Annotated in this window: 16 protein-coding genes; all 16 read right to left on the bottom strand. The window is 45.6% G+C overall.

The window, feature by feature from the left end:
- Positions 1-42: 42 nt before the first annotated feature.
- A complete protein-coding gene (locus NYR53_RS11180) occupies positions 43-3,108 on the bottom strand; it encodes an efflux RND transporter permease subunit (RefSeq protein WP_261305230.1) in 3,066 nt (1,021 codons plus the stop codon).
- A 64-nt stretch (positions 3,109-3,172) separates the two neighbouring features.
- Positions 3,173-5,638 (bottom strand): bifunctional YncE family protein/alkaline phosphatase family protein, encoded by a 2,466-nt coding sequence (locus NYR53_RS11175; RefSeq protein ID WP_261305229.1) that lies wholly within the window; start codon positions 5,636-5,638, stop codon positions 3,173-3,175.
- A gap of 243 nt (positions 5,639-5,881) precedes the next feature.
- Entirely contained in the window at positions 5,882-6,583 is a 702-nt protein-coding gene (locus NYR53_RS11170) for a FadR/GntR family transcriptional regulator (RefSeq protein ID WP_261305228.1), read from the bottom strand.
- Between the two features lie 90 nt (positions 6,584-6,673).
- Positions 6,674-7,816, bottom strand: a complete 1,143-nt coding sequence (locus NYR53_RS11165; protein ID WP_261305227.1) for a glycerate kinase — start codon at positions 7,814-7,816, stop codon at positions 6,674-6,676.
- A 97-nt stretch (positions 7,817-7,913) separates the two neighbouring features.
- The gene (gene garR / locus NYR53_RS11160) at positions 7,914-8,801 is read right to left on the bottom strand and encodes a 2-hydroxy-3-oxopropionate reductase (RefSeq protein WP_261305226.1); all 888 of its coding nucleotides are present in this window, start codon (positions 8,799-8,801) and stop codon (positions 7,914-7,916) included.
- The gene (gene dapA / locus NYR53_RS11155; RefSeq protein WP_261305225.1) at positions 8,798-9,691 is read right to left on the bottom strand and encodes a 4-hydroxy-tetrahydrodipicolinate synthase; all 894 of its coding nucleotides are present in this window, start codon (positions 9,689-9,691) and stop codon (positions 8,798-8,800) included. Before dapA ends, garR begins: the two co-directional genes overlap by 4 nt.
- 35 nt (positions 9,692-9,726) lie before the next feature.
- Positions 9,727-11,091 carry a glucarate dehydratase gene (gudD, locus tag NYR53_RS11150; RefSeq protein ID WP_261305224.1) on the bottom strand — a complete coding sequence of 455 codons (1,365 nt, stop codon included), beginning with the start codon at positions 11,089-11,091 and terminating at the stop codon, positions 9,727-9,729.
- 199 nt (positions 11,092-11,290) lie between these two features.
- The gene (locus NYR53_RS11145) at positions 11,291-13,084 is read right to left on the bottom strand and encodes a glycoside hydrolase family 36 protein (RefSeq protein ID WP_261305223.1); all 1,794 of its coding nucleotides are present in this window, start codon (positions 13,082-13,084) and stop codon (positions 11,291-11,293) included.
- The gene (locus tag NYR53_RS11140; protein ID WP_261305222.1) at positions 13,078-14,070 is read right to left on the bottom strand and encodes a Gfo/Idh/MocA family protein; all 993 of its coding nucleotides are present in this window, start codon (positions 14,068-14,070) and stop codon (positions 13,078-13,080) included. Before NYR53_RS11140 ends, NYR53_RS11145 begins: the two co-directional genes overlap by 7 nt.
- Positions 14,071-14,094: 24 nt before the next feature.
- Positions 14,095-14,457: a cupin domain-containing protein gene (locus NYR53_RS11135; RefSeq protein WP_261305221.1), complete on the bottom strand. Its 363-nt coding sequence runs from the start codon at positions 14,455-14,457 to the stop codon at positions 14,095-14,097.
- Between the two features lie 25 nt (positions 14,458-14,482).
- The gene (locus NYR53_RS11130) at positions 14,483-16,084 is read right to left on the bottom strand and encodes an extracellular solute-binding protein (protein WP_261305220.1); all 1,602 of its coding nucleotides are present in this window, start codon (positions 16,082-16,084) and stop codon (positions 14,483-14,485) included.
- Positions 16,085-16,146: 62 nt separating this feature from the next.
- On the bottom strand, positions 16,147-17,022 hold the full coding sequence (locus NYR53_RS11125) for a carbohydrate ABC transporter permease (RefSeq protein WP_261305219.1): 876 nt from the start codon (positions 17,020-17,022) through the stop codon (positions 16,147-16,149).
- A 23-nt stretch (positions 17,023-17,045) separates the two neighbouring features.
- Positions 17,046-17,942: an ABC transporter permease gene (locus NYR53_RS11120; RefSeq protein WP_261305218.1), complete on the bottom strand. Its 897-nt coding sequence runs from the start codon at positions 17,940-17,942 to the stop codon at positions 17,046-17,048.
- A gap of 179 nt (positions 17,943-18,121) precedes the next feature.
- Positions 18,122-19,825: a sensor histidine kinase gene (locus NYR53_RS11115; protein WP_261305217.1), complete on the bottom strand. Its 1,704-nt coding sequence runs from the start codon at positions 19,823-19,825 to the stop codon at positions 18,122-18,124.
- On the bottom strand, positions 19,822-21,372 hold the full coding sequence (locus tag NYR53_RS11110; RefSeq protein WP_261305216.1) for a response regulator transcription factor: 1,551 nt from the start codon (positions 21,370-21,372) through the stop codon (positions 19,822-19,824). Before NYR53_RS11110 ends, NYR53_RS11115 begins: the two co-directional genes overlap by 4 nt.
- Positions 21,373-21,534: 162 nt before the next feature.
- A complete protein-coding gene (locus NYR53_RS11105; RefSeq protein ID WP_261305215.1) occupies positions 21,535-21,723 on the bottom strand; it encodes an FIMAH domain-containing protein in 189 nt (62 codons plus the stop codon).
- Positions 21,724-21,739: the final 16 nt, after the last annotated feature.

The raw sequence follows: 21,739 nt of genomic DNA, 5'->3' as shown, positions 1-21,739 counted from the left end.
CTTCGCTAAATTTGATTTTCAGCGAGCGACAAGGATTACAATCTATTTTTGATTATGTGGTACACTGGAAAGAAAGCCCCTGCCGTTGTGGAGCCATCTATAAATGAACGGAATCACTAGTAAAGTTACAATAGTCGAGCTTAACATTCCGCCCACTACGACAACTCCGAGTGTTTTAGAAACAATTGTGTCTTGTGTTGAAACCCATATTAGCGGCAAACAAGTGAGTATGGTTGTACAGGCAGTCATACAAATCGGGCGGATGCGTCTCATTACCCCCATGGCTACCGCTTCAGATAACTCGGTTCCAGCTCTTCGATATTTCTCCATCTGATCAACTAGGACGATACTGTTTGTTACAACAATGCCTGCAAGCATTAACAAACCGACGATGGCCGACAAGTTCCACTCTCCACTTGTAACCCATAATCCACCGATAGCCCCAACTCCAGCAAAAGGAATAGAGACTATCACGGATAAAGGCGCTCTCCAACCTCTGAACATAATGCCTACAATAAATGAGATAAGTATGACTGTGAAAAGCAAAGAGATGCCCGCCTCAAGGATCATCTCCCGAACCTGAGAAGACACTCCCCCCGTAATAATACGAACTCCTTTCGGCAGTTCAATCTCTTTCAGTGCAGTTTCCATTTGAGAGGTGGCTTTGCCTATGTCGGAGCTTATCATATCGACGGTTACAAGTGAATAAAACTTTCCATTTCTTTCTCTGATCGGTGGAGGATTAATCATGGGCATCAAAACGCCAAGTTCACTTAAACGAACCGAATTACCTGCCGGTGTTGGGATCGTTTGATCCCCGAGAAACAGTAGCGGGTCTACGGCGCTCAGATCTTTTTTTAAGGAAACGTTTACGGGAATGTTTTGACCGTCCATTCGTACCAGATGATCCTTCGGCATCATATCGGCAATCATTCGTAAGATCTCTTCCTTATGCAGACCAAGCTCTTCGAGTTTCTTCTCATCCAACTTTATTTGATACCCTTCCTGCTCACTTTCTACTTCTTGAACGCGGATTCCAGGAACAAGCTTAAGTTTAGCGCTGATAAGATCGGCAATATGATTTAAAGTCTCCGCATCAGCTCCTACAACTCTTAGTGTAGTCCGCGCATCATCTCCGGAAATGTTTTGATTGGAGATCGTAATGGATGAACGCATGGGAAGTGAAGCGATATGATGCTGCATGTCATGAATAAAGGAATTTTCTTCGCTTTTTCTTTTCAAGACGACATTCATTTGTGCCTGCTGCCCAACATCCACCCATCCTCCCCCTTCATCGAATACGTCATCGAATTGTGGCGTGAAATCGGTCCCGATAACGCTAGAGAAGGTTTGAATCCTTGCGTCCTTTTGAAGCAGGACCTCCATCCGCTTAACATCCCCGTCCAAATCCTTCCTGTTATCAGCTCCGACCGCTTTGATGGTTACAGCACTTATCCCGTTCGTCGGGATTAGATTGACCGGCAAACGGTAGGCTGCAAATATCGAAAACAGAAGAGCAGCAAAACTTACTCCAATGATCATCTTACGTTTATTTACTGTCAACACCCAGAATGCCCGCATTCTCGGTTCCCAGTTTGTCGTCTCTTTATACCCAGCCAGTCCTCCCCACTTAGCAGCAAATATCGGAATGATCAGCAATGCGACTATCATGGAAACTAATAAGGTAAGGATAACGCACCAAGAAAACGACCAGAATGAGGAGCTAATCATCCCTTTGGTCATTAAAATCGGTAAAAACACGCAGACAGTTGTAAGCGTAGAAGAAACCACAGGAGCAGCCATATCCTTAACGGCTATAGAAATAATAAGTCGATGCGGAAGCTGAGGAGATTCTTTACGCAATCTCAGAATTTGATCGACAACAACGATCGAATCGTCGACAACCCGCCCCATAGCCACAATTAAGCCTGCCATCGTCAAAAGATTTAAAGAGATTCCCATCAGATTTAGTAAACCGGTTGTTACAAACAAACTGATTGGGATAGATACAGCTGTAATGACAGCAAATCGAAATGAACGAAGAAAGACAATAATACTCACAAAACTAAAGAAGACACCAAGAAGCCCTTCCTGGATTAGATGCTGAATGGACTCCTGAATATTGTCGCCTCGGCTATAAATAACATGTAATTGAGTACCTTTAGGCAAAGAAGCTTCCAACTCTTTTATACTGTCGTGAAGGTCCTTGGTGACATCCATAACATTGAAAGAAGGATGTTTGACAACTTCGAAGATCACACTGGGGCGTCCATCAGATCTTACTACCGTAGCTCCTTCTTTCAAAGTCTCTTTAACATCAGCAAAGGCAGATAGTGTAGTTTGAACACCATCTAGACGATGAACCGGCATTTGCTTTAATTTTTCATAAGCACTATCTTCCGATCCAGTAACTTTTATCGGTATGATATTGCCGTTCCAGTCCAATTTACCTGAAACGGTGGAATAGTGATTTTGCCCCAGAGCCTGATGGATGTCTTCCATTGTGAATCCACGCTCGGTCATCGCCTGCTGATCCAACTCTATATGAATGATGTTCGAATCTTCACCAATAACCCGTACTTCACTAATCCCCGGGAGGCTTTGAAGACGGTTATGGATTTTTTGTGCCTCATCTATTCTTAGCTGAGATTCATTCGTTTCGTCCGTCAGGCTTTCCAATTGTATTCGGGCAATGGGAAAAGCATCCGTGCTAAGCAAGGTAATGATAGGCTTCTCTGCACCAATTGGCATGGTAAAACCCGCAAGATATTGCTGAACATCGGATTTCGCCCTTTCCATATCATAGTCAATAGGAAAATATAAGCTGCAAAAAAATCCGCCGTTAAAGGAATTAGATTCCAAGGCTTCCAACCCTTTCATACCCCTTAGCGTTTGAACCACCGGATCGGATACAAAGGATTTGACTTGCTTGGCATCCCATGAATTTGTTTTTACAGTAACCATAATGGTTGAATTTTGGATAGAGGGCAAATAATCGGTTTTCATTTGAAAAGCACCATAAATCCCCCATAGGATCAACAAAATCAAACTCACGGAAATCAATGAAGGTTTTTTAATATTGACATCCAGAAACTTTTGAAAATCCATTATGTTGTCCAGCTCCTCTAAGATAAACAGCAGCGGCTCGCTACCACAAGCCGCCGGCAGGTTGCTAATTATGTTTTTTCGGGTCAGGTTTGGCTCCGTTTGTTGTCTGCCAGATGGCATCATTCAGCTTGTCACGATCAGCCGAGTCCGGACTGGAGAAATCAAGGCTTTTGGAAATTTCCGCATTCGGAGCATCTTCACTGTTGAGCCGGTCAATTGGATATCTCGGTATTTCCGCAAGGTAAGGCGTAAAAACCGGATTCGCCGTAAATGCCCCTAACATCGGGATGGAAGAAGCATCAAACTGGGTCATCGGCTTTAGACCGAGAATCAGTTCCATCGTTCTTAGCATAGAGGTCGTATTATATGGCGTACTATCGACTCGACCGGTCTGTGTATACGGACTTACAGCCAGAGCCACAACCCGATGGGCCTCTACATGATCAACGCCGCTCTGTGCATCATCCTCGATAACAAAAATCGCCGTATCTTTCCAGTACATCGAATGACTGACCGTATCGACCAATTTACCGAGTGCCAAATCATTGGAGGCCATCATCGCTTGCGGGGTTCGAAATCCCGGAAACGTGCCTGCCGTATGATCGTCTGGCAAATAGACGGTTTCCAGCTGCGGTAAATTGCCGTTCTTCTCATATTTTTTAAACTCTTTCTCCCATTCTTGGTAACGAGTCATATCTGATAGGCTTAAATCCCATCCGCCGTAGTAAGGGTCGTAATTTCCGCCGAAATCAGTCGTTTTCTTGTCATTAGGATAATATTGTTTTGTCTTGGGATCATAGTTCTGCATGAATTGACCGTAATTTCGAAAAGTAATCCCCGATTTCAGAGCCAAATCCCATAGAAATCCCTCTTTCGATCGGGTGAATGGCGCCCCGCTCGGCTCATCTCCCCCGCCGCCCCCTTCAAAGTCGTAATCCCGGTTCCGGCCCGAATAATTGGCGTGCCAATTTTTCTGCACATAATCATTGGCTTTCCCGGCTGTTGACCAGTTCTGTCCGTCTGCACTAACATCCGAAACGGCATAAAAATGATCCAACGTAACAAATTGTTCCGCCAGTTTATGATGGTTCGGGGTAAAATTTCTTCCAAACTCCACAAGACTCGGGTCACCATTACCTCTGCCTAAATCGCCAAGAATGTCGTCGTAGGTCCGATTTTCCTTAATGACGTAAATAATATGCTTAATCGGTGACGATTGCGAAATATGACTCGGTATGGGGAACTCTTTCTCCTCCGCTGCCGGAGAGGCTGATTCGCCGCCACCTCGACGATTGTTGAATTCGACTTGCTTTGTATACGCCTGAAGCTGGTCTTCCGCTGGAATTTCGATAGTAGACAAGGTCCCCGTCGACATGCTTCCTACCCATTGAACCGGCTTAGCATTCGGCCCTGATCCCAGTCCTTTGGCATTAAGGACGAATATTTTAGACTCATCCTTACTAAGAAAAACCCCGGTCGGATACCAGGCTGTAGGGATTAATCCCGAAATGTGTGCACCGGAGGCTTTTCCGGCAGAATCCAAATTCACGACGGCTACATCATTGTTCCCGGCATTCGCAATATACAGCTTGGTTCCATCGGAACTAACGGAAAGCGCATCAGGTTGACTACCTGTTGGTGCATTGGGATACGGCAATACGGAAATGGTTTCGATAACTTGTAGAAGGGAAGGATCAATAATTGAAATATCATCGCTATCGGAATTGGATACATAAAGAAGGCCTGAGAGCGGATTCTCAGCAATAGCATTCGGGTGAAGCCCCACGGGGATGAGTTCCTTGAGCTTCATGGTATCAGCATCCAGCACACCTACGCTGCTCTCTCCCCAGTTACTGACGTAAATCGTTTTCCCGTCTCGACTTAGCAAAGGTGAATAGGGCCTATTTCCAACGGAAACGGTAGATTCGATCTTTTGTGTCAATAAATTGATTCGAGATACGGAATTATTTACATTATTAGCGGTATACAGCCATTTCCCATCCGGCGAAACAATGATTCCTGCCGGATAAAAGTTGGTCCCCTTGGAATCTTTAAGGGGAATTGAATTCTGTTCCGTTAAAGTCCCGCCGGTAAATTGAAATACCCGAATTTTATTATTTCCTCCGCCGGAAGCATAAAGCTTGGATCCGTCAGGGCTGAAAGAGAGGCCCAAATAGAGAGCTTCGGGAGCATTGTAGGACAGTGTTTGCAAGACCTTCTGATCTAAGACGTCGATTACCTGCAGAGATTGCGTGGCAACACCATCATTCGATACAATCAAAAAACGTCCATCCGGGCTTAGCACGCCGCCCATCGGAAAACTCCCAAGCGGAATTTGGTTACCTGCTGGAGTCAACTGCCAGCCTGTGGTTGTGTTAGCTCCATTTTTGATGAGAGAAGGGGAATTTCGTGGTTGATTTACTATGGAGGCGTATGCCATTGAAGGTGAAACAGCTTCCTCACTATCCGTTTCTTTAAGGTTAAAAGAAAATGCCGCGTATGCACTTGAGCTAACGATTAAACTTAACATTCCGAATATAAAGAGCCATTTTTTCTTAAGCATCGTTTTTCTCACACTGTCACTCCGCTCTCACTTTTACTGAAGTCAAGGGAATTTTAACATTTGAGTGTAAGCTGCTCGTTAACAAGTTATTTTGTTTATGTAAAAGAAGGCCCTTTCGCAAGGACCTTGTAATGAAAAAAGTCTGCTTGGTCTCTGTATCGCAGTCGCGAGAGATTGGGCAGACTTTATAAATGGACCGTCATGGACCGCTTATTCGTTTTGATATACCTGCAATAGCTTATTTCGGACATAACTAAGATGTCGGTACATATGAGTAAACGCTTCTTGTGGATCCCGATTAACGAGCGCATTATAGATATCAGTATGAAATTGGACCGTTACATCACGTTCACGTTGCCTAATTTGTCTGTCCATTTTGTCATGGGTTATAAGCAGCGGATCTATCATCCCTTCAATGATCGGATTGTTCGCACTCATTGCAATAATCCGATGAAATTCTTTGTCCGCTTCCCCATAGTTGTTATCTACACTGCCCGCAATTTCATCAATAGTTTCCTTTAATCGTTTCAACTGCTCGTTCGTAATCTTTTCTGCCGCAATAGCCACAAGTCCCAATTCTAATGCCATTCGTGCTTCGATGATCGCTGGAAGGTTGCCAATGGACAAAGCCAGCATCACCGAGAACGGATTGCTGCCGATTTTATTATTAAAATGGGTACCGCCACGGGTTTTTCTCGTAATCACTTCAAGTGCTTCGAGCGAACTTAATGCTTCCCGCAGAACTGGCCGACTCACGCCTAACATATCGATCAATTCCATCTCGGACGGCAGTTTATCACCAGGTTTAAGCTGACCGCTGATCAGCAGCTGAACAATGCTGTCAACGACTTGCTTAGGCAGCGTGTTTCGTTTAACAGTCTCCAATTCTACGCTTCCTTTAAGTTCTACCATAATTGCCCTTCTCTCCTAGCTGACTAAAATGCATAATCATATTGTAAGACGAATTAGATAAAATAACAATGTTGTCCTATAGCTATGAACTTATTTCATCTTGATTCCGATGCTTATCAATCTGCATATTCTAGCCGTGGCAGCTTGAATAAGCTCTTCAGCCGATACTATACATTGCTCTAATTCCATGGGCCGAGGCACAATACTCATCAGACCATCGATCCCATGTTGAAGTACATCCTCAGCGCCTTTACCTAAACCGCCGGACAAGCAGATCGTCGGGATGCCCGCCTGCTTGGCGATCTTAGCCACACCAACAGGGGCTTTACCGTGCGCGGTTTGAAAGTCGGTGGAGCCTTCACCGGTTATGACCAGATCCGCCTGCTTAAGCTTTTCAGCGAAATCGCCAGCCTCCAGCACAATTTGAATGCCTGGTGTCAGCTTCGCATTCGTGAAAAACAACAATCCTGCCCCTACACCGCCGGCTGCACCGGCACCCGGAATAAGTGCAACGTCCCTGCGTGTTGCCAATTGGGTAACTGCCGCATAATTCTTAAGGGCATGATCTAATTGAGCCACCATATCAGATGTGGCACCTTTTTGCGGACCAAAAACCGCGGAAGCACCTAACGGCCCGTACAGCGGGTTATCGACGTCGCATGCGACCTTAATATCCGTTTCGGCAATACGCTTATCTAAATTGGATAGATCAATTCGTGCGAGCTTGGCAAGAGCCACCCCGCCTTGGGATAGCTCATTGTCATCCGAATCCAGGAATTTGACTCCTAAGGCCTGTGCTATTCCCGCTCCGCCGTCATTGGTTGCGCTGCCTCCGATACCTATAATTAGCTTACGCAATCCGTAATCGAGAGCCGCCTTAATTAATTGTCCGGTCCCAAAAGTCGTCGTCAACAGCGGGTTCCTTTGTTCCTTCGGTACCAATGGTAATCCGGATGCGGCCGCAAGCTCGATCACCCCGGTTTCTCCATCGCCGAGAATCCCCCAATAGGAGTCAATTTCTTCACCCAAAGGTCCTACTATTTTCTGTTGGATCATTCGACCACTGGTAGCCGTTATAAGAGTTTCTACCGTGCCTTCACCGCCATCAGCTATAGGTACTTTGATCACCGCAGCATCAGGAAATACATCCCGAATCCCCCGTTCCATCGCATCAGCAACAGCACGGGCAGATAAGCTCCCTTTATATGAATCGGGTGCCAAAATAATACGCATGGTGCTTCTCTCCTCTCTTTATTGCGCACAAAAATCTGATACTTCTATTTTAACAAAGAAAACCCCTTATAGGTGATAAGAGGTTTTTAATGGATGCTTACCTATTAACTTCGACCTTGGCCATTTTCTCATAGTAGCGAATCAAACTCCCGTGGTCACAATCACCCATTCCATCCACCTTCAAGGCCTGCATCATTTCCATAACGGCAGCCGTCAGTGGTAGAGGCACGCCTACTTCATGAGAGGTTTCCAAGACGTTGCTCAAGTCCTTTATGTGCAGGTTGATACGGAATCCCGGGTCAAAATTGCGATCCATTACCAGCGGCGCTTTTGCATCTAAGACAGTGCTGCCAGCTAAACCGCCGCGAATCGCCTGATAAACGAGCTCTGGCTGAACACCAACCTTGCTGGCGAGCACGAACGCTTCGGACATCGCGGCAATGTTAATGGCAACTACGATCTGATTGGCCAGCTTGGTCACATTCCCAGCTCCGATGTCTCCTGTACGTATAACAGAGGCGGCCATTGCTTTTAACACATCATAGCATTGATCGAATACTTCTTTCTTTCCGCCAACCATCACGGAAAGAGTCCCCTCGATCGCCTTAGGCTCTCCCCCGCTCACAGGAGCGTCCAGCATTTCTATCCCTTTTTCCGCCAGCTTCCGTGCGATCTCCTGGCTAGTCAGAGGCGCGATCGAACTCATATCGACAACGATGGTTCCTGTTTTAGCCCCTTCGATGACGCCATTCGGGCCCAATACTACTTCATTCACCTGCGGTGAATTCGGCAGCATGGTAATAATGACATCCACAAGCTCAGCCAAGGCTTTAGGTGTAGAGGCCGTCTTGGCTCCCGCCGCTGCAAGCTCCGAACCACTCTTACTTGTATCGAGAACAACTAGCTCATAACCCGCTTTCAACAAGTTTCTACTCATGGGCTTACCCATAATACCCAACCCAATGAATCCTACTTTCATTTTCATTTAAGAGCTCCCATCTGCTTCAATATGTCAGCAAGCTTATTTCTATTGATTTCGGAGCAGCTCGTGTTCGGCAAGATCGAGCCTCCCACTTCAAGACCGATAAGGTTCATGGCCTCTTTGGTCACCACCGGAAAACTAGCCAGATTAGAAGCCATGCGAAGAGGAGCCAGCTTAAACTGGGCTTCCAAAGCTCCCGTTAGATCCCCGGCTATAAACTTCTCGTAAATTTCAACGACCAATGCCGGCACAATATTCGCCGTTGAAGCCACACAACCTACAGCACCGTAAACCAATGAGCCTAAGATCATAACATCCCTTCCCGCCATGACCTTAAATCCCTTTTCCCGTGTTCTGCGGATATACTCGGAAGTCAAAGTTAGATCTCCGCTGCTATCTTTCACTCCGACGATATTGGGAATATCGGCAAGCCGTTCAATCAAGTTAACGGAAATATTATTCCCCACGCGATCCGGATTGTTATAAAGCAATACTGGCAAAGCAGTGGCTTCAGCTACTTTACGGAAATGCTGATACAACTCTTCTTCCGAAGGCGCAAGAAACATGGGTGGCAATATCGTTATCGCCTTGGCATTTAACGATTCACCTAATCTGGCTAACTGAACGCATTCCTTAGTCGTGATGGCTCCAATCCCCATATATACCGGCACCCGGCCCGCAACCTGCTCAATCGTAATGCGAACTGCCCGCTCCTGCTGCTCATGATCCAATCCGTAAAATTCACCATTACTGCCTAAAGAAAGGATACCGTGCACCCCTCCTGCGATAACGTGCTCGACTACCCTTCGTAGTCCCTGCTCTTCCACGCATTCATCAGCATCAACGGGTGTAACAATAGGCGGTATGACTCCGCGAATAAGACTAACGTCCATTGTGATCTCTCCTTCAATTCATTTGATTTTCTCGCTTACCTTACAAGGCAAGGCTGTTTATGATCGAATTTCCAGCTAGGAATCAAATACTGCATAGCCATCGCATCATCACGTGCTCCAAGCCCTTTCTCCTTATAAAGCTGGTGCGCTTTCTCAATTTCAACCATATCAATCTCAATGCCAAGACCTGGCCTGTTCGGAACTTCCACCATGCCTCCGACAATTTGGAACGGCTCTTTGGTCAGACGCTGTCCGTCCTGCCAAATCCAATGGGTATCGATAGCAGTGATTTTTCCCGGTGCAGCAGCAGCGACATGAGTAAACATAGCCAGTGAAATATCAAAATGATTGTTAGAATGCGATCCCCACGTCAGTCCCCATTCATGACACATCTGAGCGACTCGAACAGAGCCTTGCATCGTCCAGAAGTGCGGATCAGCAAGCGGAATATCAACCGCGTTCATTTGAATCGTGTGTCCCATCTGGCGCCAATCCGTAGCGATCATATTTGTAGCTGTCGGCAGCCCGGTAGCACGACGAAACTCTGCCATTACCTCGCGTCCAGAATAACCATTTTCAGCACCGCAAGGGTCTTCGGCATAAGCCAGTACATGATGTTGATCACGACAAAGGCGAATTGCTTCCGACAAAGACCACGCCCCGTTAGGATCAAGCGTTATTCTTGCTTGCGGAAAACGTTCGGCTAACGCGGTGACAGCCTCGATCTCCTCTTCTCCGCGAAGCACGCCGCCTTTCAGCTTGAAATCGTTAAAGCCATATCGCTTGTAGGCCGCTTCAGCCAGTTTGACGACAGCTTCAGATGTAAGCGCTTCCTCATTGCGCAGTCGTGTCCAGTCATCCATGCTATCCTGCCCGCTCAAGTAAGGAAGCTTCGTCCGATTGCGATCGCCGATATAGAACAAATAACCTAACATCTCTACGCGGTCACGCTGCTGGCCCTCTCCAAGGAGCGCAGCAACAGGAACACATAGGAATTTCCCCAGAATATCTAACAGTGCAGCTTCCAAAGCAGTAACGGCGTGAATCGTGATGCGTAGATCAAAGGTTTGCAAGCCGCGTCCCCCAGCATCTCGATCACCAAACTGCTTGCGTACTGTGTTCAGAATGTTATTATATTGACCGATGGATTGACCAATGACGAGCGTCCGTGCATCCTCTAGTGTTTGACGAATCTTTTCACCGCCCGGAACCTCACCAACCCCCGTATGGCCTGCGTTATCTTTAAGAATGATGATATTGCGTGTAAAGAAAGGAGCATGTGCACCGCTGAGATTAAGCAGCATGCTATCGTACCCCGCCACAGGAATGACCTGCATTTCTGAAATGATCGGCGTACCTGAAAAACGGTTATTCAATTGCTCATGGTTCACATCCGGCATCAAATTGTTCTCTTCCCTTCATTAAAAATAATATAAAATAAGGAAATAAGTATTAATAAATCATATTGTAAGACAAATTAAATTGTTCGTCAATTTATTCTTTATGATCTGCGATAGCGGAAGAAATAGCCAGCGGTTCCCCCTGTATTGGAGATCCCCTGGCGGTATTTATGCAATGACACATCATACTTCCACAGAACTAAAAGACACCGATCTCATAATAAAATACCTTGGCACAATGAGATTCTAAGCTGTAAAGTTTCATCGCGTTTGTGTAGGTACCTACTTCCTCGTCCGTCCAAAAATCGTAAACCCGATAGCATCCATCCAAGCTGATCTCGATATCTTTAGGCTGATCGTCAAAATTGAAGACGCAAATGAGATAACGATCCTCCAATTTTATTCGTCCAATCGTATAAGTATCGTCGTCAAAACTGGCGGCTTTGCCAGTTGGAGGCAAGAGCTTCTGCAATACACGAATATTTTCCTCGGATAGAGATGGAATTAAATCTCCGCTTAGGATCATCCCTCCGGATGCTAGAATAACGGCTTTATGAAATTCGAACTCTTGATCTGAAATTTCCGATCTCTTCTCAATGACTTCACCGCTAATCGTTTGGTTACGAAACGTTACTCTTTCGAGGACTATGACATCCGGGTCGTTATACCACAAGGTGTCGTTTTGCCAGTTCCGAGGAAAGAGCTCCTTCGCATTGCCGCTGACATGTTTCCAGTCTCTTGCAATATCATTGGTCACCCGGTTCCCGTGAACTAAGCCAAGAAGCGGCCAGAAAGGAGCATTGCACCCCAGAACAAAGCTGTCGTGCCCGACTTCATCAATAATCGCCCTCATTCCACTGCGAAAGGCTTCGATCCTCGTTGCCTGTTTGTCGTAACGGCATCCTGGCAAAGCACCGTATTGCAGAAAATCCAGCTTGAAATACCGCCATCCCCATTCATCATGCATAACCCTGACAGCTGACCTCAAATAATTCTGGGCTTCTGGATGCGTTCCGTCCAGCATATACCATTGCTTTTCGGGCAGCTTCTTTTTCTGACCGATGCCATTGAACGGTTTGCCTTCCTGATCTTGAACCAGCCAATCCGGATGCTCAAGCATCAGCTTCGACCCCGGCTCTACAATAAAGGGAGATAGGTAGCCGGCAGCTTCAATCCCGGTTGCTCGGATACCTTCACTAATCGTTTTGACGTCATCTCCAAGCGTGACACTCGGAATTAAGAAGTCGCCGTCGGCTGCTGCATAGCCCCCATCGATTTGAATTCGCTTCAGTTCAGGTATTCGCTGGACCATGCTGCGCGCATTCTCGTAAAGTCCCTCAGCAGTTATTGGACGAAGGCAATAATAGGAACACCATCCCGTAGGAATTTCAGGATAAAGCATGCGGGGGTGGTTCCGATTAAGGCATTCAGCCAGTTCTTGAAAAAGCAGATCGCGGTTCGCTCCGGAAGCAAACATGAATGGCTCCAATTCCCACGACTGGCCAGGCCCCAGCTCTAAATCTTCTGTATCCATAATCACTTCTATATAGGAATTTCTGAATCGAAACTCGCCGGAAAAGCGATTGCATGAAGTAAAGGCCATAAGCAAATGCTCCTCATGAGAGGGAGACAAGGCCATCAGATTGTAAACCGTCCATAAGTTCTCATGAAACGGAGTTTCGGGGATCCGGAAGAAGTCCCGATCTTTTCCGTAAGCCCCGATCACATAGGGCGAAGAAAGCGTCCCTCCGTATTGAGTCAGCATTTGAAAGCCTTCACCGTAAAATGGCGTATCGTGGGCAAGGTTCATATCCCCAGAAAAAAGCACGACCTCTTTAATCCGCAGTGAATGATCAGACCGATTGACAACTCTAGCGCTTAAAATATTATTCACCCAAGATTTCTCTACGGTAACCTCACGGTCAGTAGCTGTTGTGCAATCGGAAAGTCTAACACTAGATTTGATTTTTTTGATATCGTCCAAATTCAGCATTTTAAGACAGCCTCTTTCAGTGCTTCCTCCACGGAAAGCATTTTGCCCGTTCTCGACGATACAGCAGCAGCGTGCGCCAAACTCTGCGACTTTAAATAATCTCTTCCGTTTGGTCTTGGCTCCCGCTTTTCCTTCAATGCATTTAGAAATTCATCGATCGACAGCACGTTTCCGACCCCGTCGAAAGTGTACACTTCATCAGCCTTTCCATCCTTCATAAGCTGCACTTGGTTGCTCGTTAGCACAATCGCGCCATCCGCTCCTTCGAAACGCCAATCTCCATACCATTCGGTCAGTTTTCCCTTGGCCATCATGCTGCCGTGATAATCCACGACTGTCCCGCCGTCAAGCTCCATCCAAGCGCTAAGGTGGATCGTCGTTGTCTCCGTCCAGCTTCCAGGCGGATTGCTATTCATAGCGAACACTTTCACCGCTTCCTGACCGGTAAAATAACGGATCATATCGAAATGATGAATCGTAACATCTTCCAGCAATCCGTTTGCCAGCCGACCAAAATAAGGAACGGGTACGACATGATAGCGGTCGAATTCGATGTGTACCGATGACAAATGTCCGATAACGCCACTGTCTAAAAGCTCCTTCGCCTTCAACACAGGAGCGAAGAAACGGTAATTTTCGGAAATCATGAATGGGATGTTTTTAAGTTCAGCCTGACCGACAATATATTGCGCATCCGTAATCTCATTCGAAATCGGCTTCTCGCAGAGCACAGGCAGGCCATGCGCGAACGCAATCTCGTTAATCGCAGTGTGAATGTGAGGAGGCGTAACATTAATGACGAAATCGGGGTTCTCGCTGTTGATCGCTTCTTCCAATGACGAATAAAACGGGGTTTCCGGATCAATCGTTTCGCGCAGTTGAACGTTCGCTTCAACAACACATACCGCCTCCACGCCAGCATGACGTCTCAGTCTCTTGTACCACCCTGAACCGAAGTTTCCTAAACCGACCAGAACTGCCTTCATATTACTCATCCTCTCTTCGCTTCTTTACATTTGATTTTTATTGCGGGACGATCCGGCATGACACCAGACAACGACAATAGGATCTTCCACGCTTGAGATGAGATGATGGTCCTCTCCCGGCTCAATAATGACGACATCTCCCGTCTTTACGGGGTACATGTGTTCTTTATTGATTTCAACCTCGCCTTTGCCCTGCAGGATAAGGAAAGCTTCGCAATCTTCGTGCACATGATAGTCAATACCGCCCGGACCGTCATTGGTATGAGCGCGTGCTCCCGGCTTCTCGAAGGCAAGGCCGCCGTAAGAGAGATAATCCCCCGGCATAATGTCTTTCAAAATATGTCCTTCCGTAACATCGGCCAACTGCTGTAAACGATACGTTCTCATTTAAAATCATTCCTTCTTTCCATTCTTATTTTTTGAACAATTCTTCGTATTTTTGTTGGGCTTCCTTCATCACTTGATCGCCACCCATTTTATTCCATTCCGCAACGAATGCGTCAAACTCACTGATCGGCCGTTTCCCGGTAATGAAGTCAATGTAGGCTTTAACGGCAAATTGATCGAGTCTATCTTTATTCTCATTAAACACGGGTCTGGATACGGGCTCCAGAATATCATATTTTCCTTTGCCGATATGCTCGACTTTTTTCCTCAAATCCCTATATTTCGCGTCGGTCATGAATGGAGTCTGGAAATCATAATCGTTAAAGCTGCCCATAAACGGATATTGAGGTCCGATTCCAAACTTGATTCGTTCGCTTTCTTGGTCATACGGAGGAATAAATTGATAGTCGCCTTCCGGCGTAACGTTATACGTTTTTCCCTTTTCCCCGTAGGTGACCGAGGCGCGAACATCCGCGTTAAAGCTGTAGGCATCCATAATCTCAAGGTACTTTTTCAGTTTCCCTTGATCTTTTTCCAGTTTCTTGGAAAACTGTTGACCGGAATTGCCCACCGGATTTTTCTGGAGTACGCCGTAATCTCCATTCGGGCCTTTAGGTCCGGCAAATAGCGCCCAATCTACGCCTGGAATTTTCTCAAAGTATTTGCCTCCGGAGAACGCCCTTGCGGGTAGGAAGTTCCACCAGTAGGCTTCGACTACGCCATATTTTCCGGATATGATTTTATCATCTACGTTCGCTTTTTTGTTCACGGCAAACTCAAGATCAATGAGGTCCTGTTTATACCATTTATTTAGTAGGGTTAATGCATCCTTGGCGCCTGGTTGAATTTCTCCCTTGACAATTTTCCCGTTTTCTTCTGTGAATGCTCCTGGATACACGCCGAATGCGGCGAAGATTGAGGTGAACATATCCGAGAACGGCATCACCCCAGGCTGCAGCTCGGCTTTTGCGGTCATACCGTACGTATCTTTCTTACCGTTTTTATCGGGGTCGTCGTTTCTGAATTTGATTAACGCTGCTTCCAGCTCGCCGAGAGTTTCCGGCACCTTGGTAATCCCTACATTTTTCAACCAGTCGTTTCGGATGCCGACGACCATACCATCGCTGCCAAGCGTCCAAATAATCGGCAAGGAGTAGATTTTGCCGTCCCGGCGTTGATACTTAAATGGGTCTTGGCCCAAATTTTTGACCAGCCATTTATAATAATTGGGAGCGTTCTGTTTGATGAAGTCCTCTGAAAGCTCGGCTGGAATGCCCTGTGCGACAAATTTATCGTAGTCGGGCATTTTCAAATCCACCCAATAATCGGGCACCTTTCCCGAAGCGATATCCAAAAGCAGCTGCTGCTGATACGTTTCCGCCTTCTCCGGGTCAATGGTGATGTTTACGTTAAACTTGTCCTGTATCACTTTGACTGCATAAGGCTGATCCGTCATTTTGTCACTGGCCCAGCTCAAGAAAGTCAGTTTGTACCGTTCTTCCTTACCAGGGACACCAGACGTCGCCGCCGCATCTCCATTGGAGCTTTGATTGCCCTGACCGGTACATGCGGTCAGGATCACAAGCGTAACTGCCATAATACTGCCTGCTAACGCTTTCTTCTTCATTGATTCACGCCCTTTTTATATTGTGTATTTATTGATAAAGGCTTCCCCTGTCCTACAACGGATTAACCTTTAACAGCCCCCAGCATAATACCTTGGACGAAAAACCTTTGCACGAACGGATAAATGATCAGCATAGGCAAAATAGACAAGATCACGATAGTCGCATACAATTCTCTGCCCAAATGCTTCGTCGTATCCGTCCTGTTGACCAAAGCCTGCATAGAATCGAGGTTGTTTTCGAGCACGATTTTACGAAGCACGATTTGCAGCACCTGCTTGCCAGGATCCTTAATATAAATCATGGCGTCGAACCATGCGTTCCAATGATAAACCGCTACCCATAGCGCTACCGTTGCCAGAACAGGCTTCGACAAGGGGAGCGTGATCCTGCAGAAAATCGTAAAATAACCCGCGCCGTCCACCTTCGCTGACTCTTCTAGACTTTCCGGCAACGATCGAAAAAAATTTCTCATAATGAGAACGTTGTACGTACCGACCATGGACGGCAGCACTAACGCCCATATCGTGTCCAATAGACCCAAATTTTTGATTAGCAGAAAGGAAGGAATTAAGCCTCCGCTGAAGATCATGGTAAACAAGATGAACATCGTGATCGTTCTGTTAAGCGGCAGATCCAACTTGGAAAGAGGATAAGCCAACATCGAAGTAAATATGAGGCTTAGGGTTACTCCGAGCACCGTCCTCAGCAGCGTGTTTCCATAACCGGTCCACAAGCCTGTGAATTCCAGAGCTAGCTTATAAGCGGCTAAAGAAAAATTCTGAGGCACCAACATCAGCCCGGATGAATAGGCTCCCTTGCCTGAAGATAGGGAGATGACAATCTGATTCCAGAACGGCAGCAAGGTAACCAATAGGATTCCTGATACGAGCGCATACAGCACGATATCAAACCATTTTTCACTTTTCGTTTTCTTCATAAGCCCTCCGCCAGATGCCGGTTTTACCATAATGCATGCTCTTTTCCGCCCATCGTCTTGATAACCTGATTAACTGTTACGATCATGATCAAGGCAACGACCGATTTAAATAACCCTACCGCTGTTGCATAGCTGTACTTCATCTCGACCATGCCTTTTCTGTACACATACGTATCGATTATGTCCGAGACCCGGTATACGTTAACACTATACATATTGAAAATTTGATCGAACCCGGCATCCAGAATTCCCGCCATCGACAAAATTAACAGGATGGCCATGACTGGAGCGAGCATGGGGATCGTAATGTAAATAACCCTTTTGAATCTGCCTGCGCCGTCGATAATGGCCGCTTCATATAATTCACCGTTAATGCCCGAAATGGCGGCGAAATATACGATCGCTCCCCAGCCGAAGCTTTTATAAATTTCCGTCAATACGAGAATGAGCCGAAAATACTGTTCATTTCCCATAAACAAGACAGGATCCATCCCTAGCAGCTTGATAACGGAATTGACGAGCCCGTCTATCGAGAGGATACTCATGAAGATACCCGCCATCACCACCCACGAAATAAAATGCGGTAAATAAGAGATTGTTTGAGCTAATTTTTTGAACTTTGCACTGGCTACTTCATTCAACAGCAGGGCAAACACGACCGGAACAGGGAAGCCGAATATTAATTTGTAAAAGCTGATGATGATCGTATTTTTCAGCACTTGCAAAAATACTGGATCTGAAAACGCATACATAAAATGGTGCATACCAATCCACGGACTATACCATATCCCCTTCATAAGCTGAAAATCCTTAAAGGCCAGCACAGCACCATACATCGGAACATAATGGAAAAGGATGTAATAAGCTATCGCGGGCAGCATCATCACATACAGCACCTTATACTTCTTGAAGCTCCTCATTCTGCTGTCCAGAACGTCCACCTCCTTGTATTTATTGTAGAAGTTTCCGTTCACGCCGACAATTTCAGATTCTTTAGATATGCTTCAATAAATTTGGAACATTATCCGATCGAACGCAAAGGAACGCGCACCGTAGTAACGCTCCATGCATGCGTGTCTTTCATTCGGTCGTGTTCGATTCACATGCCGGGCAATGGCTCCTCTCCTTTCGGAAAGCGAACGGTCATTACTGTTCCTTTCCCCAGGGTGCTTTCAATCGAGATACCGTACTCTTCGCCGAAAAACAGCTTTAACCGGTCGTTTACATTTTTCAACCCATAGCCTCTGGATTCCCGAGACAACACTTCTCGCGCTTTCTCCTCCGTCATGCCGACTCCGTTATCCTCTACCGTGATCTCGATATACCCGTCACGGCTTCGTCCTGTTACCGTGATCGTGCCCCGCCCGTCCGTTTTGCCCGCGATCCCATGCTCGATACAATTTTCTACGATAGGCTGCAAAATCAAACTAATGGTCACATAACGAAAGATGTCTTCTTCAAAATCGTAATGAACGTCGAAGCTGCTTTCTCTCATTATCAGCATGATCTCCACATAGGATCTCATATTGACAACTTCTTCACGTACGGAAATGATAGTGTCCCCTTTGTTCAACGCCGTTCGATAAAATTTGGAGAGCGAGGTGACGATTTTGCTGATCTCCTCCTGTCCAGCCTGAACGGACTTCCACTTAATCGCAGACAGCGTATTGTAAAGGAAATGAGGGTTAATTTGGGATTGGAGAGCCTTAAATTCCGCTTTCTGTCGATCGATCTTGTTCTGATAACCAACCAGAATCAACTCATTTATTTTTTGCAGCATTTGTCCGAATCGATTGGTCAGTATGCCGAATTCGTCTATTGAATTGGAAGAGACGACGATATCCAAATTCCCGTTTTCGATCAGTTTCATTTTATGGATCAACCGTTTGATCGGTATGGTAAACATGTTGGAAAACATCCAAATCATCAGCAGCAGGATTAAAAAACATACGAGTACGATAATAACAGTCGCTTTAATGATGCTCGTTGCATTGATAGATACCTCATGAAGCGGAATAAAATAAGATAACGTCCAGTTCGGATGCTGAATTTGCTCTTCGATAATGAAGTATTCTTGATTTCCGATCTTGGAGGATTTGCCCATAGCCTCAAAAAGGGGGCGTTGTTTGAGGTAGGCGGAATTGCTGTAAACGACATTTGCATTCTTATCTCTTACGACGATACCGAAATTGTTCATTTCTTTGCCCTGCACACCTTCGAACATTTTGCTATAGGTAAGATTCATAGAGACTGTACTGGGATTTCGGAGCTGGAATATGTCCGGTATTTTCCTGGCTACGATCAAGTTTCCATCTTCCCAATACCATTCCGTATTAACGTTAGCCGAGGCGCTCCGGTACCAATTCGTTTCCGATACACGGCTGCTGTTTTGAATGAAATCGCCGTATTCCGGCAGTTTATTTTGCGTGTAAACGGTAAGCTGAATAATCTCCTTGTTCATTCCCTTAATCATGTTGAACGTAGGATCTAGGTAGCTTCTTAAATCATAAGATAAATTGGATACGTCCGTATAATCGTTATTGAATATTTTAAGGATGCCAGTATTGTACACAATGGAATCCATAATCCGGTTATATTGATCCGCCTTATAGTCCATATTGTCAGAAATCGTTCGAATCGTCTCTTGTATTCCCTGTAGAGCCTGTTTTTGGAGCAATAACTTAGACTGATAATAAGAATACAAGCCCAATACCACAATCGGGATCACAATTAGTAATATATAAGAGAAGAACAGTTTTTGCCTAATAGAAGCGAATTGAAAATTCCGGTGGGCCCGCTTCATTCTACTCTCTCCCTATACTTTGCAGGGGTAAGACCATAATAGTTCTTGAATAAAGTACAGAAGTAAGGCAAATTGGAGAACCCCACTTCTTTACTGATGTCAACGATCTTCATATTCGTACTCCTCAAGTAATGGCTGGCTTCCTTAAGTCTTATGCTTGTAATATATTTGACCATACTTTCACCTGTCTCTTTCTTAAACAGATGACTTAAATAGCTTGGGGACAAATGAACACCTGAAGCGATCGTGTCCAAGCTAATATCCTGATTGTACTGTTTGGCGATAAGGTCAATAACTTCCTGGATCACTTTACGATTCTGGTCGATATTGTCGCTAGTCGTATCGGAATCTTCATTATCGAGCAAAGCGTAAATAATCTTCTTGATGTCAGCGGGTGTCCGAATTACATACACGTCTCGAATGACACTTTGAAATTTATGAGCGTGTATGGGGTAATTTGCGCAAATTTCTTTTATAATCTCCACGCACATATGCTTGACGTAAATACTGGAGAAATGATTGTTATCCTGAAGCTCGTCAAAGAACAAGGAGATGTGCCTCTTCCCTTCTTTGAGGTTACGAAGTCGAATCAAGCACTTTATATCCTCCAAATCCCGGTTTATGATTGAGGAAGGATGCTCTTCCTTAACAAAGAACTGATCCGCGAACAATACACTGCCTTCCTCACGACCGAATAGATGATAATCAAGCATTGTCTCCATATCCGCATAGGTATCATGAAGATCCTCTATCTTGTTTATCGATCTGCCGAATACGATCCACGCGGAGGTCATGTCATTATTCGTAAAAAACTGCTGCATCCGGTTGCCAATCTCCAGCAATTCGGAATGTACGAGCGTATGGTGAGATTTTAACAAGATCACGCTTTGATATTCGTTCAGATTGACATGGTCATATGGCGTTTGGATCATGATGCGCAAATCGTTCTCCAGCCGATAGGCCACCCAATCAAATATTTTGAAGTTCGCTTGGATCAAGATCAATTGGAAGCAGTTATATTGGTAATCGAAATCGGATTGTCGCATTCTTGTCTTCATCGGCACATCGACGACTGCCCCATGGATGAGATCCAGCATGATTTGTTCCTTCTCGTATTTGATACTTCGATGATAACCCGCGAGCAGCTTCTCTCTTCTTTCTTTCTCTATTCTTCCGGCTTCGCACGAACTGAACACTTTTCGAATGACGTCTATAAACTCTTCGATGTCGACTGGTTTTAATATATAATGCTCCACGCCAAGCTCGATGGCTTTCTTCGCATATTCGAATTCGCCGTATGCGCTGGAAATGACGATTTTCAACGATTCGTTATGCTTTCTAAGCGATTTCACCAAGCTTATTCCATCCATGATCGGCATTCTAATATCCGTAATCAGTACATCCACTTCATGCTGAAGAAGATAATCAAGCGCCTCTTTACCATTTTGAGCTTCGGTAACGCTAACATTAAAGTTGTATTTGGAGAGCAGAAATTTGATCCCGTCACGTTCAAATTTTTCGTCGTCCACGATCAACACGTTAAACATTGGAATCCTCCCACTCTAATTAATGTTTTCTTTCGTTTGCACACGTATAGTCCAATTAGAAAGTGGCTGCCTCAATGGCAGCCGTTCTAAGTCCAGAGAGCAAAAGCATCCGCCAATCCGGGCCGGATGCTTTTGTGTATGTATTGCACGATGCTGTATTGTTTACTTCGCGGACCATTCTGTGATCAAAGCATTGGCGTCCGTTCTGAGGACGAACATCACGGCTTCGGAGACATTATTCGCCTGCGGCTTGTTATTCAGGTGCTTCAGAAAGTCCTGCATATGTTTGGCCGCATTGTCCTTGTCGCCTTTGTCCAATTGATGCAAAGCCAGGTTCAAACTGTTGCGCATTTAATTCGGGAAACGC

It is taken from the genome of Paenibacillus andongensis (assembly GCF_025369935.1).
GTDB classification, from domain to species: domain Bacteria; phylum Bacillota; class Bacilli; order Paenibacillales; family NBRC-103111; genus Paenibacillus_E; species Paenibacillus_E andongensis.
Note: the sequence above shows the minus strand (reverse complement) of the source record. Positions and strands in the feature narration are given on the sequence as shown.

What these genes read in the sequence shown, in the direction of transcription:
- NYR53_RS11115 (WP_261305217.1), bottom strand. Translation starts at nt 19,825, where the DNA reads ATGAAGCGGGCCCACCGGAATTTTCAATTCGCTTCTATTAGGCAAAAA.
- NYR53_RS11125 (WP_261305219.1), bottom strand. Translation starts at nt 17,022, where the DNA reads ATGAAGAAAACGAAAAGTGAAAAATGGTTTGATATCGTGCTGTATGCG.
- NYR53_RS11170 (WP_261305228.1), bottom strand. Translation starts at nt 6,583, where the DNA reads ATGGTAGAACTTAAAGGAAGCGTAGAATTGGAGACTGTTAAACGAAAC.
- NYR53_RS11140 (WP_261305222.1), bottom strand. Translation starts at nt 14,070, where the DNA reads ATGAAGGCAGTTCTGGTCGGTTTAGGAAACTTCGGTTCAGGGTGGTAC.
- NYR53_RS11130 (WP_261305220.1), bottom strand. Translation starts at nt 16,084, where the DNA reads ATGAAGAAGAAAGCGTTAGCAGGCAGTATTATGGCAGTTACGCTTGTG.
- gudD (WP_261305224.1), bottom strand. Translation starts at nt 11,091, where the DNA reads ATGCCGGATGTGAACCATGAGCAATTGAATAACCGTTTTTCAGGTACG.
- NYR53_RS11165 (WP_261305227.1), bottom strand. Translation starts at nt 7,816, where the DNA reads ATGCGTATTATTTTGGCACCCGATTCATATAAAGGGAGCTTATCTGCC.
- NYR53_RS11145 (WP_261305223.1), bottom strand. Translation starts at nt 13,084, where the DNA reads ATGCTGAATTTGGACGATATCAAAAAAATCAAATCTAGTGTTAGACTT.
- NYR53_RS11175 (WP_261305229.1), bottom strand. Translation starts at nt 5,638, where the DNA reads ATGTTAAGTTTAATCGTTAGCTCAAGTGCATACGCGGCATTTTCTTTT.
- NYR53_RS11180 (WP_261305230.1), bottom strand. Translation starts at nt 3,108, where the DNA reads ATGGATTTTCAAAAGTTTCTGGATGTCAATATTAAAAAACCTTCATTG.
- NYR53_RS11135 (WP_261305221.1), bottom strand. Translation starts at nt 14,457, where the DNA reads ATGAGAACGTATCGTTTACAGCAGTTGGCCGATGTTACGGAAGGACAT.
- dapA (WP_261305225.1), bottom strand. Translation starts at nt 9,691, where the DNA reads ATGGACGTTAGTCTTATTCGCGGAGTCATACCGCCTATTGTTACACCC.
- NYR53_RS11120 (WP_261305218.1), bottom strand. Translation starts at nt 17,942, where the DNA reads ATGAGGAGCTTCAAGAAGTATAAGGTGCTGTATGTGATGATGCTGCCC.
- NYR53_RS11105 (WP_261305215.1), bottom strand. Translation starts at nt 21,723, where the DNA reads ATGCGCAACAGTTTGAACCTGGCTTTGCATCAATTGGACAAAGGCGAC.
- NYR53_RS11110 (WP_261305216.1), bottom strand. Translation starts at nt 21,372, where the DNA reads ATGTTTAACGTGTTGATCGTGGACGACGAAAAATTTGAACGTGACGGG.
- garR (WP_261305226.1), bottom strand. Translation starts at nt 8,801, where the DNA reads ATGAAAATGAAAGTAGGATTCATTGGGTTGGGTATTATGGGTAAGCCC.